Origin of the sequence: Enterobacter cloacae complex sp. 2021EL-01169, assembly GCF_020733125.1 — a bacterium.
GTDB classification, from domain to species: domain Bacteria; phylum Pseudomonadota; class Gammaproteobacteria; order Enterobacterales; family Enterobacteriaceae; genus Enterobacter; species Enterobacter roggenkampii.
In genome coordinates, this window is record NZ_JAJFTC010000001.1 from 83935 (window position 1) to 100891 (window position 16957).

Sequence of the window (16957 nt, forward strand, 5' to 3'; positions counted from 1 at the left end):
GCCCCGGCATCGATTCCCTGAGGTGAAACTATGCAGTTAGGATTTGTCGGTCTTGGTGCGGTCGTGGAAACCGCGTATCTTCCCGCCTTACGTCGCCTTTATGGTCACGCGGTTCATTGTTTTGGATTTGATGTTCTCCCCACCAGGCAGCCTGAAGGCGTCACGCGCTGCGCTTCGCTTACGGAACTTCTCGCCGTACCGCTTGATACTCTCTTTATTACCACCGCATCGCTGCACCACCTCGAGGTGCTGGAACAGGCCATAGCCTCGGCCGTTCCGCGGATTGTGATTGAAAAACCGATCGTCGCCACGCTTCCCCAAATCGAAAAGCTCAACGCGCTGCTGGCAAACCCCGACGCTGCTTCCCGCGTGCTGGCGCTCGATCACTGGATGGCGCGCATCGAAACGGTAAAGCGGTCGCTGGTTGGCTGCGTCTCTGACATCGTTAAAATCGACGGCTTTTTGCAGGAGCCGAGCGGAGTTAACGCTGCAGGAGAACCCATCGCGCTTAACTTTGCCACCGGCGAGCCGGACACTCGAACGCTTCGCCACCCGGACGGCGTGATTCTGGATATCGGTACGCACGTGCTGGCGATGCTGCGCGAAACGGTGCGTTATCTGGGCGGAAGTGATGATATGACCCTGCAGGTCGTCACGGCTAAAGACCGCCTGGGCCGCGCTATCGCAAAAGGCGACCTGTCCACGGCGGAGGGCGAGGCGCATCTTCAGGGCCGCATCAGCGGCGTGCCGGCGGATATCTGGCTTAACAAATACGCGGGACCCGCGGGCGGGCAAAAAGGATTACGGCTCTGTTTGCGCGACGGGCGCATCATCAGCCACGACCGGCGCGGCGCGGAGGATGTGCTTGAGCTGATTGAGGGTAAGGATATTCAGCGCTGGCATATTCCCGGGACACTCTACGAGCACTGTCTTGCCGGGCACATTCTGGGCACCAACAGTCTTTTTGAACGGGATCCGCACGAGGTGAGCCGCACGACGCGTCGCCGAATCGAGGAGGTTGAGCTGCTGCTGACCTTGCAGCAACAGCTGCGTGGCCCGCACTGAACGCGACGTGGTAAAATGATCGCAGACCAGAATGCTTTTAAGGAGTCACCATGACGATTACCTGCCCGGATTGCCAGGCACCGCTTGAGCCCCTGAACGGGATGGCACACTGCGAGAGCTGTAATAAGGATATTGCGCTTGAAGCCCGCTGCCCGGAGTGCCATCAGCCACTCCAGGTCTTAAAAGCCTGCGGGGCCGTGGATTATTTCTGCCAGAACGGCCACGGTCTTATCTCCAAAAAACGCGTGGAGTTTGTTCGGGCCGAAGGTTAATCACACACGCAGCCTTCGCCTTTCTTCCACAGCTCGACCAGCGACTCGGGCGCCTCCTGCTCGGGAACCAGCACGATGATATCGGCGTAGTGCGCCTGATTTTGGCCGGTCCAGATAATCTGGATGCGGAAATAGCGCTGGTCCCCGCTGCCGGGGGAAGAGACTTGTCCAGGCGGCTGGCCGCGCGGGAAGGCCTGCTCGAGGATGCTCACCAGGCGCTGGCGCTGGGCCTCATTGAGCGAGGAGAGCGCGATGGTGCGCTGGCCGCTCAGCTTGGGAATAAAAGCGACGCCGCCTTCCCGGGCCAGCTCAACCACGGCGTCATCCGTCAGTTCCGGAACCTGCATTTACAACACTCCCACCTGTTCCCAGGCTTGTTTTATGGCCGCCCCAACGTCACCGCCGGAGCGTTTTTCTCCGTGTGCTACCGTCAGTTTTGCGAAGGCCTCAAAATCCGCATCCTGCGCCAGATTGCGATCGCAAACCGTGTCGTACCAGGCATAACCCGCTTTTTCCCAGGCGTAGCCGCCAATCGCCGTCGCGGCCAGATAAAATGCCCGGTTGGGGATGCCGGAGTTCAAGTGCACGCCGCCGTTATCCTCACGCGTTTTGATGAAATCCTTCATGTGTGCAGGCTGCGGGTCTTTGCCGAGCAGCGGATCGTTGTAGGCGGTGCCCGGTTCAGACATCGAGCGCAGCCCTTTGCCGTTGATGCCTTTTGCCAGCAGCCCTTCACCAATCAGCCAGTCCGCTTTATCGGCGGTTTGCTTCAGACGGTACTGCTTCACCAGTGAGCCAAACACGTCCGACAGCGACTCGTTCAGCGCGCCGGACTGCTCAAAGTAGATAAGCCCGGCTTCGGTCTCGGTCACGCCGTGGCTCAGCTCATGCGCCACGACGTCTATGGCGATGGTAAAACGGTTAAATATTTCCCCGTCGCCGTCGCCAAATACCATCTGCTGACCGTTCCAGAAGGCGTTCTGATATTCCCGACCGTAGTGAACGGTGCCGGTTAAAATAAGCCCTTTGTTATCGAGCGAATCGCGCTGATATTCCTTCCAGAAGAAATCATGGGTAATACCCAAATACTCGTACGCTTCGTCTACCGCCACATCGCCGTTCGACGGCTGACCTTCATAACGCACCTGCGTACCCGGCAGCTCCTGGGTCTGCTTCGCGTCGTAGATATCACGCTCCAGCTGTCCAGCTTTATTCACGTGCGGCGCGGCGGGTTTGCCCGGCATATGGGCCATCAGCGTCTGGACGTGGGTTAAGGTCTGGCGGGCACAGCGCTGCTGCGGTTCGGAACCGCTTTCGATAATACGGCGAAGAATATACGGGGGAATAACGCTATGAAGATGGGGCATGCTGCTCTCCTTATTAAAAAAGGGAATAGCAGCAGTATAGTAAGTAACCGGCGAAGAATTATCCGGTTTTACGCTGACGCGTCTTTTTCACCGGTTTAATTGATTTCACTTCGCTTTCTACCCAGCCGTCCGACAGACGCGTCGTCAGCACATCACCGGTACTCACCTGTTTGGTTTGCTTCAGCACCTTGCCGTCCGTTGCCGTCGTCACGCTATAGCCGCGCGCCAGCGTGGAGAGGGGGCTGACCGCTTCAAGGTGGGTCACCGCATTGCCAAAGCGTTCCCGGGTGGCGCTCAGTCGCGCACGGAGATTTTCCGCCAGGCGGTACTCAAGCTGCTGAATCCGCGTTTGCGCACGATAAATTTTCGGCTGCGGGTTCTGCTGGTTCAGACGCTGCGTCACGCGCTGCTGGTGCGACACCGCGCGCTTGATCTGGGTGTCCATCGCCACGTTCATGCGCTGGCGCAGGCGCTCCAGCACGGTCTGCTGACGCGCCAGACGCAGCTGCGGGTGCTGCTGCTGAAGACGATGATGAAGCTGGGTAAAGCGCCGGGTCCGGTTGGCGAGGTAGTAGTCCATCGCCATCTCCAGACGCTGCTGGCCGCTCTGGATCTGACGCAGCAGCTCCAGCTGGTTGCGGCTGACCACTTCCGCCGCCGCGGACGGCGTCGGCGCGCGGAGATCCGCGACAAAATCGGCGATCGTCACGTCCGTTTCGTGGCCGACGGCGCTCACCACGGGGATAAGGCTGGCAAAGATTGCCCGCGCCACGCGCTCGTCGTTAAAGCTCCACAAGTCTTCCAGCGAGCCGCCACCGCGCCCGACGATTAGGACGTCGCACTCCTGACGCGCGTTCGCCAACTCAATGGCGCGCACAATTTGGCTCGGCGCATCGTCACCCTGCACGGCGGTCGGGTAGATGATGACGGGCAGGGAAGGGTCGCGACGCTTCAGGACGTGCAAAATATCGTGCAGTGCCGCACCGGTTTTCGAGGTGATGACCCCCACGCAGTGGGCAGGGGAGGGCAGCGGCTTTTTGAACTGCTGGTCGAAAAGTCCCTCTTCCGAGAGCTTAGTCTTTAACTGTTCATACTTCTGCTGCAGCAGACCTTCGCCCGCAGGCTGCATGCTCTCGACGATAATCTGATAATCACCGCGCGGCTCATACAGGGTGATATTGGCGCGCACCAGAACCTGCTGGCCGTGCTGTGGACGGAACGTCACGCGGCGGTTGCTGTTGCGGAACATCGCACAGCGCACCTGGGCGGTATCGTCTTTTAGCGTAAAGTACCAGTGGCCGGAGGAGGGCTGCGTGAAGTTAGAGATTTCACCGCTGATCCAGACCTGCCCCATTTCCTGCTCAAGCAGCAAACGCACCGTCTGATTAAGGCGGCTGACGGTATAAATTGAGGGGGATTGAGAGGATAACATGTGAGCGGGATCAAATTCTAAATCAGCAAGTTATTCAGTCGATAGTAACCTGCTGAGAGGCAATCGCAAGCTTTTTTATAAAAAAGTGTAGATGCAATCGGTTACGCTCTGTATAATGCCACGGCAATATTTAACCACCCAGGTCAGAGATATTGCCCATGCTACGTATCGCTAAAGAAGCACTGACGTTTGACGACGTCCTCCTCGTTCCCGCTCATTCCACCGTTCTGCCGAATACTGCCGATCTCAGCACGCAGTTGACGAAAACCATTCGCCTGAACATTCCTATGCTCTCTGCGGCAATGGACACCGTGACTGAAGCGCGCCTGGCAATTGCCCTGGCACAGGAAGGTGGCATTGGCTTTATTCACAAAAACATGTCTATCGAACGTCAGGCAGAAGAAGTTCGCCGCGTGAAGAAACATGAATCCGGCATCGTGTCCGATCCACAGACCGTTCTGCCAACCACCACCCTGCACGAAGTGAAAGCCCTGACCGAGCGTAACGGCTTCGCCGGTTACCCGGTGGTGACCGAAGAGAACGAGCTGGTGGGCATCATCACCGGTCGTGACGTGCGTTTCGTGACTGACCTGAACCAGCCTGTCAGCGTGTACATGACGCCAAAAGAGCGTCTGGTTACCGTTCGCGAAGGTGAAACCCGCGACGTGGTGCTGGCAAAAATGCACGAAAAACGCGTTGAAAAAGCGCTGGTTGTTGATAGCAACTTCCACCTGCGCGGCATGATCACCGTTAAAGATTTCCAGAAAGCAGAACGTAAGCCTAACGCCTGTAAAGACGAGCATGGCCGTCTGCGCGTTGGCGCTGCGGTTGGCGCAGGTGCCGGTAACGAAGAGCGTGTTGACGCGCTGGTTGCCGCGGGCGTTGACGTCCTGCTGATTGACTCCTCTCACGGCCACTCTGAAGGCGTTCTGCAGCGTATTCGTGACACCCGTGCTAAATATCCTGATCTGCAGATCATCGGCGGTAACGTGGCAACGGGCGCAGGCGCTCGCGCGCTGGCTGACGCTGGCTGCAGCGCGGTGAAAGTAGGTATCGGCCCTGGCTCTATCTGTACCACGCGCATCGTGACCGGCGTGGGCGTTCCGCAGATCACCGCCGTGTCTGACGCGGTTGAAGCGCTGGAAGGGACCGGTATTCCGGTTATCGCTGACGGCGGTATCCGCTTCTCTGGCGACATCGCGAAAGCGATCGCTGCGGGCGCAGCGGCGGTGATGGTAGGCTCTATGCTGGCCGGTACCGAAGAATCCCCGGGTGAAATCGAACTCTACCAGGGCCGTTCTTACAAATCTTACCGCGGTATGGGCTCCCTGGGCGCGATGTCCAAAGGTTCCTCTGACCGTTACTTCCAGACCGATAACGCCGCAGACAAACTGGTGCCGGAAGGTATCGAAGGTCGCGTTGCCTATAAAGGCCGTCTGAAAGAGATCATCCACCAGCAGATGGGCGGCCTGCGCTCCTGTATGGGTCTGACCGGCTGTGGTACCATTGACCTGCTGCGTACTAAAGCGGAATTCGTACGCATCAGCGGTGCGGGTATCCAGGAGAGCCACGTTCACGACGTGACGATCACCAAAGAGTCCCCGAACTACCGTCTGGGCTCCTGATTAATTTCCGCGCCCGGCTTCTGCCGGGCGCTCTGTTTTTGTTTCACTTGCCTCGGAATTAGCGTCAATGACGGAAAACATTCATAAACATCGCATTCTCATCCTGGACTTTGGTTCTCAGTACACTCAGCTGGTGGCGCGTCGCGTGCGTGAACTGGGCGTTTACTGTGAACTGTGGGCGTGGGATGTCACGGAAGCACAGATTCGCGAATTCAATCCAAGCGGCATCATCCTGTCCGGCGGCCCGGAAAGCACCACCGAAGAAAACAGCCCGCGCGCGCCGCAGTACGTATTCGAAGCTGGCGTGCCGGTATTCGGCGTTTGCTACGGTATGCAGACCATGGCAATGCAGCTGGGCGGCCACGTAGAAGGCTCCAGCGAGCGCGAGTTCGGCTATGCGCAGGTTGAAGTGGTTAACGACAGCGCGCTGGTGCGCGGTATCGAAGACTCCCTGACCGCAGACGGCAAACCGCTGCTGGACGTGTGGATGAGCCACGGCGACAAAGTCACCGCTATCCCGTCTGACTTCGTGACCGTTGCCAGCACCGAGAGCTGCCCGTTTGCCATCATGGCGAACGAAGAAAAACGCTTCTACGGCGTGCAGTTCCACCCGGAAGTGACCCACACCCGTCAGGGTATGCGCATGCTGGAGCGCTTCGTGCGCGACATCTGCCAGTGTGAAGCCCTGTGGACCCCGGCAAAAATCATCGACGACGCCGTTGAGCGTATCCGCCAGCAGGTTGGCGATGACAAAGTGATCCTTGGCCTCTCTGGCGGCGTGGACTCCTCCGTGACCGCGATGCTGCTGCACCGCGCTATCGGCAAAAACCTGACCTGCGTCTTCGTGGACAACGGCCTGCTGCGCCTGAACGAAGCCCAGCAGGTTATGGACATGTTCGGCGACCACTTCGGTCTGAACATCGTTCACGTGGAAGGCGAGCAGCGCTTCCTGGACGCGCTGAAAGGCGAGAACGATCCGGAAGCGAAACGTAAGATCATCGGTCGCGTGTTCGTGGAAGTGTTCGACGAAGAAGCGCTGAAGCTGGACGACGTGAAGTGGCTGGCGCAGGGTACCATCTACCCTGACGTGATCGAATCTGCGGCCTCCGCCACCGGTAAAGCACACGTCATCAAATCTCACCACAACGTGGGCGGCCTGCCGAAAGAGATGAAGATGGGCCTGGTTGAACCGCTGCGCGAGCTGTTCAAAGACGAAGTGCGTAAGATCGGTCTGGAACTGGGTCTGCCGTACGACATGCTCTACCGCCACCCGTTCCCGGGTCCGGGTCTGGGCGTGCGCGTGCTGGGCGAAGTGAAGAAAGAGTACTGCGACCTGCTGCGTCGTGCGGACGCGATCTTCATCGAAGAGCTGCACAAAGCTGATCTGTACAACAAGGTAAGCCAGGCGTTCACCGTGTTCCTGCCGGTTCGCTCCGTCGGCGTGATGGGCGATGGCCGTAAGTACGACTGGGTTGTTTCCCTGCGTGCGGTGGAAACCATCGACTTCATGACCGCGCACTGGGCGCACCTGCCGTATGACTTCCTGGGCCGCGTGTCTAACCGCATTATCAACGAAGTGAACGGCATTTCCCGCGTGGTGTATGACATCAGCGGTAAGCCACCGGCTACGATTGAGTGGGAATAAACGCGGTTAAAATTTTTTAACGTTCTAAAAAACCCTCTGTTTCTTAGAGGGTTTTTTGTGTCTAAAGAATAGTTTCATTATTCCTTTACTGTGGGAAGAAATCTTCCAATATAAACATAAGGTTCAAGCTCAAATACGCGTTTCAGGTCGCGGGCAGTATATTCAATTAAGTTCGGCGATTCAGAAAGGGCAGAAGTCACCATTGCCAGACGCCATTTTGAATTAGATTGCATTCCCTTCAAATGTTCATTCCGTGTAAGGAAAAATTGCGGGGTTGAGCTTGATGTGCCTTTAACTTCAATATGTCTCTCCTCTTCACCTTTCGTGAATGAGAAATCATAGCCGCAGGGCAGATGCGTCATACGTTTGCAGGTAAAACCTTTTTTCTCGTAATGTGTAATGACGATATCTTCGGCGCGCTTTTCGACACGTTTCCTATGTTCTGGAGTACCGAATCCCGTTAAGGGATCGATTGTATTAAGTTCAGGGTCGGGAGAGTTAATATCGTTTGGATTAAGGATGGCAAAGGGAGAGATTTTTTCCATCCGTTGATTCAGCAAGTTAAGTACGCGTATCTTATTGTCGTTGATTTCCACCCCAGGTCCTTCGAGAAAGGAATATTTCCCTTGTTTTATGGAGGGATCGGAGAACGGAGCGTTTCGTTTGTCGGGAGGAATAAAATAGGCTTTCTGGGCTGAAATACAGTATGACCTGTCACTATAAGATACGTTAATATCCCCCCGCTTTTTTTATCTCATTGTCAGGCGGAACAAGCCATTTTCCGTGCAACGTTGCATCTTCATACCATCCAACAATGTGGATCCCGGCGCGTCGAGGATTTTTCGCAAGACAAATAACTGTCCATCCGTGCGGGTCTTCGTTTAAAGGGGCATAATGTTTTGCTTGTGGCGGAACATAACAATAATAAGTGCCATCAGGTGCAGGTTCAAAGTTGAACGCCTCGTGACCCCGTCGCTCGTCTTTTTTATTTTCATTTAGCCAACCAAAATTACCATTAACCGGTCCACCCCGATAATATTCTGACCAGCCGAATTTCACCCATAAAATTTTTTTCACATTTTATCCCTGATAGATCCAACCGTTTATGATTAAGGAAAGCATTAAGACCGATTCCTTATTTCCCTTCTCCCAACCGATACGCCAGCGCCACCACCAGCGATTGCACCAGGCACAGCGTCGCCGACTGAGATCGGAACGCATCCACCTGCGCCTCTTTCACCACAAAGCAGAGGTCGCTGAACGTCGCCAGCGGGCTGATCTGGCTGTCCGTAATCACGATCTGCCGCGCGCCGACGCTGGCGGCGGTTTCGCTGACCATCACCGTCTCTTCCGCGTACGGCGAGAAGCTGATCGACACCACGATGTCGCGCGCCTTAATGCGGCTGATTTGCTCGCGCAGCATCCCGCCGATGCCGTCGAGCAGGATAGGACGGCACTCCAGATGGCTCAGAGCATAGGTGAGGTACGCGGCGACGCTAAAGGATCGACGCAGTCCGGCGATGTAGATGGTGTCGGCGTCGGCCAGCAGCTGTACCGCGCGCTCCAGCATCTCCGGCTCGGCGCGGGCGGCCAGCTGCTGCAGCGCCTGCGCGTTCGAGCGGGCAAACTCCTGCAGGATATCGAGCGGCGTTTCCGGCACGGCCTCGCTCTCCATCTCGCGGAACAGCCGGGCGCGGTCGCTGTAGCTGGCGGTCTCCTCCACCAGGTTCATGCGAAACAGCTGTTTCATTTCGTTGAAGCCGGTGAAGTCAAAGGCGTTGGCAAAGCGGATCAGCGTCGAGGGCGGCACGTCGGCGCGCTCGGCAATAACGGCAACCGTATCAAACGCCACGCTGTTGGTATTGTCCAGCACGTAGCGGGAGACCTGCTGCAGCCTCTTGCTCAGGCTATCGTAGCGATCGCGGATTTGCTGCTGCAGTTCGTTCAGGCTGGTTGCTGTCGTCATGTTATCCCCCAAATACAGTCATATGATTCTAAACGCAAAACCGCGTCTTTTAAATGTCGGCCATCCATCTGGCAGCAAAAATGAAACAGAAGATTCAGTCATTTCCTCGCCCGAGAACCCTTAATAGCGCACGCGGCGTCAGTGGTGCTGGCTGTTAACATAAAAATCCATCCTTGATCACAATAATCATCATTTATTTTATTTCAACTTAAAATGGAATATTTGTTTCATATATAGTGTTCAGTACACAGTGTTCAGGTCAAGTCACGTATCAACAGCGAGAGGTTAAGGATGGAGACGGTAGCGAATTTTATTCACGGCGAATGTGTCACCGGTTCAGGCCAGCGCGTTCAGGCGATCTTCAACCCGGCCACCGGCGAGCAGATCCGCCAGGTGGTGATGAGTACGGCACAGGAAACGGAGCAGGCGATCGCCGCCGCGCAGCAGGCGTTTCCGGCGTGGGCGCGTCATGCTCCGCTTAAGCGCGCGCGCGTGATGTTCCGCTTCAAAGCGCTGCTGGAAGAGAACATGGATCGCCTGGCCCGCCTCATCAGCGAAGAGCACGGCAAGGTCTTCTCCGACGCGGTGGGCGAACTGACCCGCGGCCTGGAAGTGGTGGAGTTTGCCTGTGGTATTCCGCATCTGCAAAAGGGCGAACACTCGGCGAACGTCGGGACCGGCGTCGACAGCCACTCGCTGATGCAGCCGCTCGGCGTCTGCGCCGGGATCACGCCGTTTAACTTCCCGGCGATGGTGCCGATGTGGATGTTCCCGATTGCGCTGGCGACCGGGAATACCTTCGTGCTGAAACCGTCGGAAAAAGACCCTTCTCTGGCGCTCGCGCTGGCGCAGCTGCTGAAAGAGGCCGGCCTGCCGGACGGCGTCTTCAACGTGGTGCAGGGCGATAAAGAGTCCGTTGACGTGCTCCTGACCGACCCGCGCGTGCAGGCGGTGAGCTTTGTCGGCTCCACGCCGATTGCGGAGTACATCTACCAGACCGCGTCCGCCCACGGTAAGCGCTGTCAGGCGCTGGGGGGCGCGAAAAACCACTGCATTTTAATGCCGGATGCCGACATGGAGATGGCGACCAACGCCATCATGGGCGCGGCCTACGGCGCGGCGGGCGAGCGCTGCATGGCGCTCTCGGTGGTGCTGGCGGTGGGGGATAACACCGCCGATGACCTCTGCGCCCGGCTGGAAAAACAGATTGCCGCGCTGCGCGTCGGGCCGGGCCTGGACCAGTCGCCGGAAAACGAAATGGGGCCGCTCATCTCCTCCGCGCACCGCAGCAAGGTGCTGGGCTACATTGACAGCGGGGAAGCGCAGGGGGCGACGCTTCGGGTGGACGGTCGCGGCTTCAGCGTGAAGGGCCACGAGCAGGGCTACTTCGTCGGGCCGACGCTGTTCGATAACGTCACCCCGGAGATGACCATCTATAAAGAAGAGATTTTTGGTCCGGTGCTTTCTGTGGTGCACGTAGCAGATTACGCCAGCGCGGTGGACCTGATTAACCGCCATGAATATGGTAATGGCTCGGCAATCTTCACCCGCGACGGCGGCTGCGCGCGCCGCTTCTGCGAAGAGGTGCAGGCGGGTATGGTGGGCGTCAACGTGCCGATCCCGGTGCCGATGGCGTTCCACAGCTTCGGCGGCTGGAAGCGCTCCATCTTCGGCGCGCTCAACGTCCACGGCAACGACGGCGTGCGCTTCTACACCCGAATGAAAACCATCACCGCGCGCTGGCCGGAAATGCAGCAGGAGACAGGCGCTGCGTTCTCCATGCCGACGCTGGGCTGACAGGAGGCGTTATGCAAACCGAACGTATGACCATGGCCCAGGCGCTGGTCCGGTTCCTGAATCAACAGTACGTCAGCGTGGATGGCGATGAAACGCCCTTCGTGGAGGGCGTCGCCACCATCTTTGGACACGGCAACGTGCTGGGTATCGGCCAGGCGCTGGAGCAGGATCCGGGCCATCTGCAGGTGATGCAGGGCTGCAACGAGCAGGGCATTGCCCATATGGCGACGGGATTTGCCAAACAGCACCGCCGTCAGCGCATCTTTGCCGTCACCTCCTCCGTCGGGCCGGGCGCCGCCAATATGGTCACGGCCGCAGCAACCGCCACGGCGAACCGCATCCCGCTGCTGCTGCTGCCGGGCGATATCTACGCCAGCCGCCAGCCGGACCCGGTGCTGCAGCAGATCGAGCAGTATCACGATCTCAGCATTAGCACCAACGACTGCTTCCGTCCGGTCTCCCGCTACTGGGACCGCATTAACCGCCCGGAGCAACTCATGAGCGCGATGCTCAGCGCGATGCGAACGCTTACTGACCCGGCAGATACCGGTGCGGTGACGATTTGCCTCCCGCAGGACGTGCAGGGGGAAGCGTGGGATTACCCGCTGAGCTTCTTCGCGCGTCGCGTGCACCACATCGAGCGTCGTCCGCCCGATCCGCAGCGTCTGGCGCAGGCGCGGGCGCTGATTGCCCGCAAGCGTCGCCCGCTGGTGGTGTGCGGCGGTGGCGTACGCTATTCCGGCGCACATGAGGCGTTTCGCGAATTTGTCGAGACGCTGCAGCTGCCGTTTGCCGAAACCCAGGCCGGAAAGGGGGCGCTGGTAAGTGACCACCCACTTAACCTCGGTGGCGTAGGGGTGACGGGCGGGATGGCGGCCAACCAGCTCGCCCCGCAGGCCGACCTGGTGATCGGCATCGGCACGCGCCTGACCGACTTTACCACTGGCTCCAAGGCGCTCTTTTCCCATCCGGACGTGGAATTCCTGCTGCTGAACGTGGCCGAGTATGACGCCCTGAAGCTGGACGCCACGGCGCTGATTGCCGACGCTCAAACCGGGCTCGAGGCATTGACCCACGCGCTTGGTGATTACCGCAGCGGCTGGGGAGAGGCGATCGCTGAGGCGAAATCCGCCTGGCGCGACGAGTGCCGTCGCCTGTGGGATCGCCAGTGGCGTCCGGACGACGCGCCCGAAGTGGCGGGGCACCTGGACGCGCAGCTGGCGGAATACGGCGAGGCGCTCAACACCCGCCTGACCCAGACGCGGGTGCTAGGGCTCATCAACCAGCATGTGGAAGATAACGCCATCGTGGTGGGCGCGGCCGGTTCGCTGCCGGGGGATTTACAGCGCCTCTGGCAGGTCAAAACGCCGGACAGCTATCACCTGGAGTACGGCTACTCCTGCATGGGCTACGAGATTGCGGCAGCCCTCGGCGCGAAGCTTGCCCGACCCGAGCAGCCGGTGTACGCCATGGTGGGGGATGGCTCCTACATGATGCTCCACTCCGAGCTGCAAACCGCCGTTCAGGAGGGCATTAAGGTCACCGTTCTGCTGTTTGATAACGCCAGCTTCGGCTGCATTAACAACCTGCAGATGGGGCACGGCATGGGCAGCTTTGGCACGGAAAACCGCCATCGCAACCCGGAAAGCGGGCAGCTTGACGGGCCGCTGGTGAAGGTCGATTTTGCGCAAAACGCGGAAAGCTACGGCTGCCGCGCGTGGCGGGTAAACGATGAGCAAAGCCTGCTGGCGGCGCTGGAGGCGGCCCGCGCCCATCCTGGCCCGACGCTGCTGGACATCAAGGTGCTGCCGAAGACCATGACCCACGACTACGCCTCCTGGTGGCGAACCGGTGATGCGCAGGTGGCAGAGTCGTCTGCCGTGCGTGAGGCCGCGGAGCAAACGCAGTCGCAGGTGAAAAAAGCCCGTCAGTATTGAGTTTTCCCGAAGTAACGAAATTTTCATTTCATTTTCCCCTCACCCTAACCCTCTCCCCAATGGGGAGAGGGTTAGGTTCGGTGCGCTCTTTTCCCCTCGCCCCTTTGTGGAGAATGCCGGGGTGAGGGGCTAGCAGCACCTTCTTCCATGTTGTGAGATTGATAACAAAATTTATCTCATTCATCTCAAAAGTGTTAACCCGCACTCAAAAACATAATTTTCACTATTTATAAAAATGAAATAAATGTTTTATTTATAGAGTCGTTAGTTCACAGCATTCACCAACACCGGGAGCCGTTATGTTTAACATTGCTTTACTGGGCGCTGGCCGAATTGGCCAGGTACATGCAGCTAACATCGCCAGCCACGGCGCGACCACGCTCTGGTCCGTGGTTGACCCGAATCAGGAATTTGCCACCCGCCTCGCCACGCAGTATCAGGCCCGCCAGCAGAGCCTGGATGAAGCGATGACCGACCCTAACGTTCACGCCGTGCTGATCGCCTCCGCCACCGATACCCACGCGGACCTGATTGAAATGGCCGCCCGCCACGGCAAGGCCATCTTCTGCGAAAAGCCGGTACACCTCGACCTCGCCCGCGTGCGCGACTGCCTGAAGGTGGTCAAAGAGTACGACGTGCCGCTGTTTATCGGCTTTAACCGCCGCTTTGACCCGCAGTTCCGCCGCGTGAAAACCGACGCGCAGGCCGGGCGAATCGGCAAGCCGGAATCGCTGCTCATCATCTCCCGCGATCCGTCTCCGCCGCCCGCGGAGTACGTGCGCGTCTCCGGCGGCATGTTCCGCGATATGACCATTCATGACTTTGACATGGCGCGCTTCATCATGGGCGAAGAGCCGGTGTCGGTGTATGCCCAGGGCAGCAACCTGGTCGATCCGGCGATTGGCGAGGCGGGGGACATCGATACCGCGTTTATCGTTCTGAAATATGCCTCCGGCGCGATGGCGACCATCGTCAACAGCCGCCGCTCCTCTTATGGCTACGACCAGCGCCTGGAACTGCACGGCTCCGAAGGGCTGCTTTGCGCGGGCAACATTCTTGAAAACCAGGTGCAGCACTACGGCAAACAGGGCTGCACCAGCGCGCTGCCGGAACACTTCTTCCTGCAGCGCTACAAATCCGCTTACGCCGCGGAATGGGAACACTTTGTTGCGGTCCTGCGCGGCGAAGCGGTGCCTGACTGCAGCGGCGATGATGGTGAACGTGCGCTGTACCTCGCGGATAAAGCGCTGGAGTCACTGCGCAGCCAGCGCGAGATCGTCCTCTAAACACCACAACCCTACACAGAGAGACATAATAATGAAAAAACTGATCGTAGCCGCCCTCATCGCCATGACGTCCGGGGCCGCCCTCGCCGAAAACGAGCAAATTGTGTTCAGTACGCCAAACCTGGCCATGCCGTTTGAAGTTCACATGCAGCGCACGGCGGTAAAAGCCGCAAAAGAGATGGGCGTGAAGCTTCAGGTGCTGGACGGGCAGGGCAGTTCACCGAAGCAGGTGGCTGACCTGGAAAACGCCATCACCCGCGGGGCGCAGGGCTTTATCGTCTCCCCGAACGACGTGAACGCGGTCTCCAGCGCGGTGGATGAAATTCAGGATGCGAAGCTGCCGGTGGTCACCCTTGACCGCTCCGTCGACAGCCAGAAGAAGGTGCCGCACTTTGGCGCCAACAACTACAAGGGCGGTCAGGCGATTGGCGATTTTGTGAAAACCAAATTTCCTGACGGGGCGGAGATCATTCTGCTGACCGGCCAGCCGGGCTCCTCCTCCAACATCGAACGCACCAAAGGGATCCGCGACAGCCTGAAGGCGGGTGGCGATAAGTACAAGATCGTCGCCGATCAGACCGGCAACTGGATGCGTTCTGAAGGGATGCGCATCGTGGAAAGCGTGCTGCCCTCGCTGCCGAAACGTCCTCAGGTGATCCTCTCCGCCAACGACGACATGGCGCTGGGGGCGATCGAAGCCCTGCAGAGCCAGGGCGTGAAGCCGGGCGAAATTCTGGTCACCGGCTTTGACGCGGTACCGGAAGCGCTGGCCCGCGTGCGCGACGGCTGGCTGGCGGTGACGGCGGACCAGCGTCCGGGCTTTGCGGTGCAGACGGCGATGAGCCAGCTGGTGGCCAACGTGCGCGAGAAAAAAGCCATCACCGGGGCCGACTACCCGCCGACGCTGATCACCAAAGAGAACCTGCAGCAGGCTGAGCGTATCGGTGAGGCCGGTAACTGATTTATCCGCAGCCGCCGCTGGCGCGGCGGCTCACTCTAAAGGAGGAGCAGACCGATGTCGCAACCCTTACTGAAAGTGACCGACCTGGCAAAAAGCTTTTCCGGCGTCTGGGCGCTAAGCAGCGCCCAGCTGACCGTCGGCGCGGGCGAGATCCACGCCCTGCTGGGGGAAAACGGGGCGGGTAAATCCACGCTGCTGAAGGCGCTCGCGGGGGCGCAGCCGCAAACCCGCGGGGAGATCTGGTTCAACGGCGAAACGCTGCCGGTGGACGACTCCCCGGTGGAGCGCCAGAACAAGGGCATTATCACCATCTATCAGGAATTCAACCTGCTGCCCAACATGACCGTCGCGGAAAACATGTTTCTCGGGCGCGAGCCGCGTAAACGTAACCTGATCGTCGACGAAAAGGCGGTAAACCAGGAGGCGCAGGTCATTCTCGACTATCTGCAGCTGAACGTTGCGCCTACCACGCCGGTCGCCCGTCTGAGCGTGGCCCAGCAGCAGATGGTGGAGATCGCCCGGGCGCTGACCCTCAACGCCCGGCTAATCATTATGGACGAACCGTCCGCCGCGCTGAGCGACAGCGAGGTGGAAAGCCTGCACCGCGTGGTGCGCGAGCTTAAAAACCGCGGCGTGAGCATTATCTATGTCACCCACCGCCTGCACGAGGTTTTCCAGCTCTGCGACCGCTTCACCGTTTTCCAGGACGGCCGTTTCACCGGCACCGGCGCGGTGGCGGAGACCAACGTCGAACAGCTGATCCGCCTGATGGTCGGGCGCGACGTGGCGTTTAATCGCCGTCCCGCCAGCGAAACGCATCATGAGGACAAACCCGTCCGCCTGGCGGTGAAGGGGCTGAGCCGCGAAAAGCCGCCGCTGGATCCGCACGGCATCGCCCTGCACGACATCAGCTTCCACGTCCACGCCGGGGAGGTCTTAGGCATTGCCGGGCTGGTAGGCGCAGGGCGCACCGAAGTGGCCCGCTGCCTGTTTGGCGCAGACGCGTTTACCTCGGGCAGCTTTGAGCTGGACGGCGTGCCCTACCAGCCGCGCGACCCGCTGTATGCCCTCGACCAGGGCGTGGCGCTGGTGCCGGAAGACCGCAAAAAAGAGGGGGCGGTGCTGGGGTTGTCGATTCGCGACAACCTGTCGCTCTCCTGCCTCTCCTCGCTGCTGCAGTGGCGCTGGTTCGTGAATACCCGCAAAGAGGACGACCTGATCGAGTCCTACCGCAAGGCGCTGCAGATCAAAATGGTCAACAGCGCGCAGGAGGTGCGCAAGCTCTCCGGCGGTAACCAGCAAAAGGTGATCCTCGCGCGCTGCATGGCGCTCAACCCGCGGGTGCTGATCGTCGACGAGCCGACGCGCGGCATCGACGTGGGGACCAAATCAGAAGTGCACCAGGTGCTGTTTGACATGGCGAAAAAGGGCGTGGCGGTGATCGTGATCTCCTCCGATCTGCCTGAAGTGATGGCGGTGTCAGACCGGATCATCACCCTCAGCGAAGGGCGAGTGACCGGCGAGATCCACGGTGACGACGCTAACGAAGAACGGCTGATGACGATGATGGCCATCAACCACAACGCCCTGAACGCGGCATAACG

General features: G+C 59.1%; 15 protein-coding genes. 9 read left to right on the forward strand and 6 right to left on the reverse strand.

The window, feature by feature from the left end; all coding sequences use genetic code 11:
* Positions 1–30 precede the first annotated feature (30 nt).
* Both LLF79_RS00390 and LLF79_RS00395 read left to right on the forward strand, forming a co-directional pair.
* Positions 31–1065, forward strand: coding sequence for an oxidoreductase (locus LLF79_RS00390; RefSeq protein WP_227878981.1), 1035 nt, complete (start codon positions 31–33; stop codon positions 1063–1065).
* Between the two features lie 50 nt (positions 1066–1115).
* Complete coding sequence (locus LLF79_RS00395) at positions 1116–1337, forward strand: zinc ribbon domain-containing protein (protein ID WP_008502131.1); 222 nt, start codon at positions 1116–1118, stop codon at positions 1335–1337.
* Here the strand turns inward: LLF79_RS00395 and LLF79_RS00400 are convergent.
* From LLF79_RS00400 to xseA, 3 genes are read right to left on the reverse strand one after another with little or no spacing between them, the layout of a single operon-like run.
* Positions 1334–1684 (reverse strand): protealysin inhibitor emfourin, encoded by a 351-nt coding sequence (locus LLF79_RS00400; RefSeq protein ID WP_023294287.1) that lies wholly within the window; start codon positions 1682–1684, stop codon positions 1334–1336. The two genes, LLF79_RS00395 and LLF79_RS00400, sit on opposite strands and share 4 nt — an antisense overlap.
* Positions 1685–2704, reverse strand: coding sequence for a M4 family metallopeptidase (locus tag LLF79_RS00405; RefSeq protein ID WP_032663055.1), 1020 nt, complete (start codon positions 2702–2704; stop codon positions 1685–1687).
* 58 nt (positions 2705–2762) lie between these two features.
* Complete coding sequence (gene xseA, locus LLF79_RS00410; protein WP_227878982.1) at positions 2763–4136, reverse strand: exodeoxyribonuclease VII large subunit; 1374 nt, start codon at positions 4134–4136, stop codon at positions 2763–2765.
* Between the two features lie 158 nt (positions 4137–4294).
* On the opposite strand from xseA, the gene guaB reads away from it, so the two are divergent.
* Together guaB and guaA are read left to right on the forward strand one after the other, a co-directional pair.
* On the forward strand, positions 4295–5761 hold the full coding sequence (gene guaB, locus LLF79_RS00415; RefSeq protein WP_008502128.1) for an IMP dehydrogenase: 1467 nt from the start codon (positions 4295–4297) through the stop codon (positions 5759–5761).
* Positions 5762–5828: 67 nt separating this feature from the next.
* Positions 5829–7406, forward strand: coding sequence for a glutamine-hydrolyzing GMP synthase (guaA, locus tag LLF79_RS00420; protein WP_008502126.1), 1578 nt, complete (start codon positions 5829–5831; stop codon positions 7404–7406).
* Between the two features lie 77 nt (positions 7407–7483).
* On the opposite strand, the gene LLF79_RS00425 is transcribed toward guaA, so the two are convergent.
* From LLF79_RS00425 to LLF79_RS00435, 3 genes are all read right to left on the reverse strand, one after another.
* A complete protein-coding gene (locus LLF79_RS00425) occupies positions 7484–8002 on the reverse strand; it encodes a DUF3883 domain-containing protein (protein ID WP_008502124.1) in 519 nt (172 codons plus the stop codon).
* Between the two features lie 133 nt (positions 8003–8135).
* Entirely contained in the window at positions 8136–8483 is a 348-nt protein-coding gene (locus LLF79_RS00430; RefSeq protein ID WP_206804425.1) for a hypothetical protein, read from the reverse strand.
* 58 nt (positions 8484–8541) lie between these two features.
* Entirely contained in the window at positions 8542–9372 is an 831-nt protein-coding gene (locus tag LLF79_RS00435) for a MurR/RpiR family transcriptional regulator (protein ID WP_047026903.1), read from the reverse strand.
* 291 nt (positions 9373–9663) lie between these two features.
* Here LLF79_RS00435 and LLF79_RS00440 point away from each other — a divergent pair, with 291 nt between their 5' ends.
* The 5 genes from LLF79_RS00440 (at position 9664) to LLF79_RS00460 (ending at position 16955) form a co-directional block, all read left to right on the forward strand.
* On the forward strand, positions 9664–11169 hold the full coding sequence (locus LLF79_RS00440; protein ID WP_227878983.1) for a CoA-acylating methylmalonate-semialdehyde dehydrogenase: 1506 nt from the start codon (positions 9664–9666) through the stop codon (positions 11167–11169).
* A gap of 11 nt (positions 11170–11180) precedes the next feature.
* Positions 11181–13106, forward strand: a complete 1926-nt coding sequence (gene iolD / locus LLF79_RS00445; protein WP_227878984.1) for a 3D-(3,5/4)-trihydroxycyclohexane-1,2-dione acylhydrolase (decyclizing) — start codon at positions 11181–11183, stop codon at positions 13104–13106.
* A 299-nt stretch (positions 13107–13405) separates the two neighbouring features.
* Complete coding sequence (iolG, locus tag LLF79_RS00450; protein ID WP_023294280.1) at positions 13406–14392, forward strand: inositol 2-dehydrogenase; 987 nt, start codon at positions 13406–13408, stop codon at positions 14390–14392.
* A gap of 31 nt (positions 14393–14423) precedes the next feature.
* Positions 14424–15353 (forward strand): sugar ABC transporter substrate-binding protein, encoded by a 930-nt coding sequence (locus LLF79_RS00455; protein ID WP_008502118.1) that lies wholly within the window; start codon positions 14424–14426, stop codon positions 15351–15353.
* A gap of 54 nt (positions 15354–15407) precedes the next feature.
* Positions 15408–16955, forward strand: coding sequence for a sugar ABC transporter ATP-binding protein (locus LLF79_RS00460; protein ID WP_021241823.1), 1548 nt, complete (start codon positions 15408–15410; stop codon positions 16953–16955).
* Positions 16956–16957: the final 2 nt, after the last annotated feature.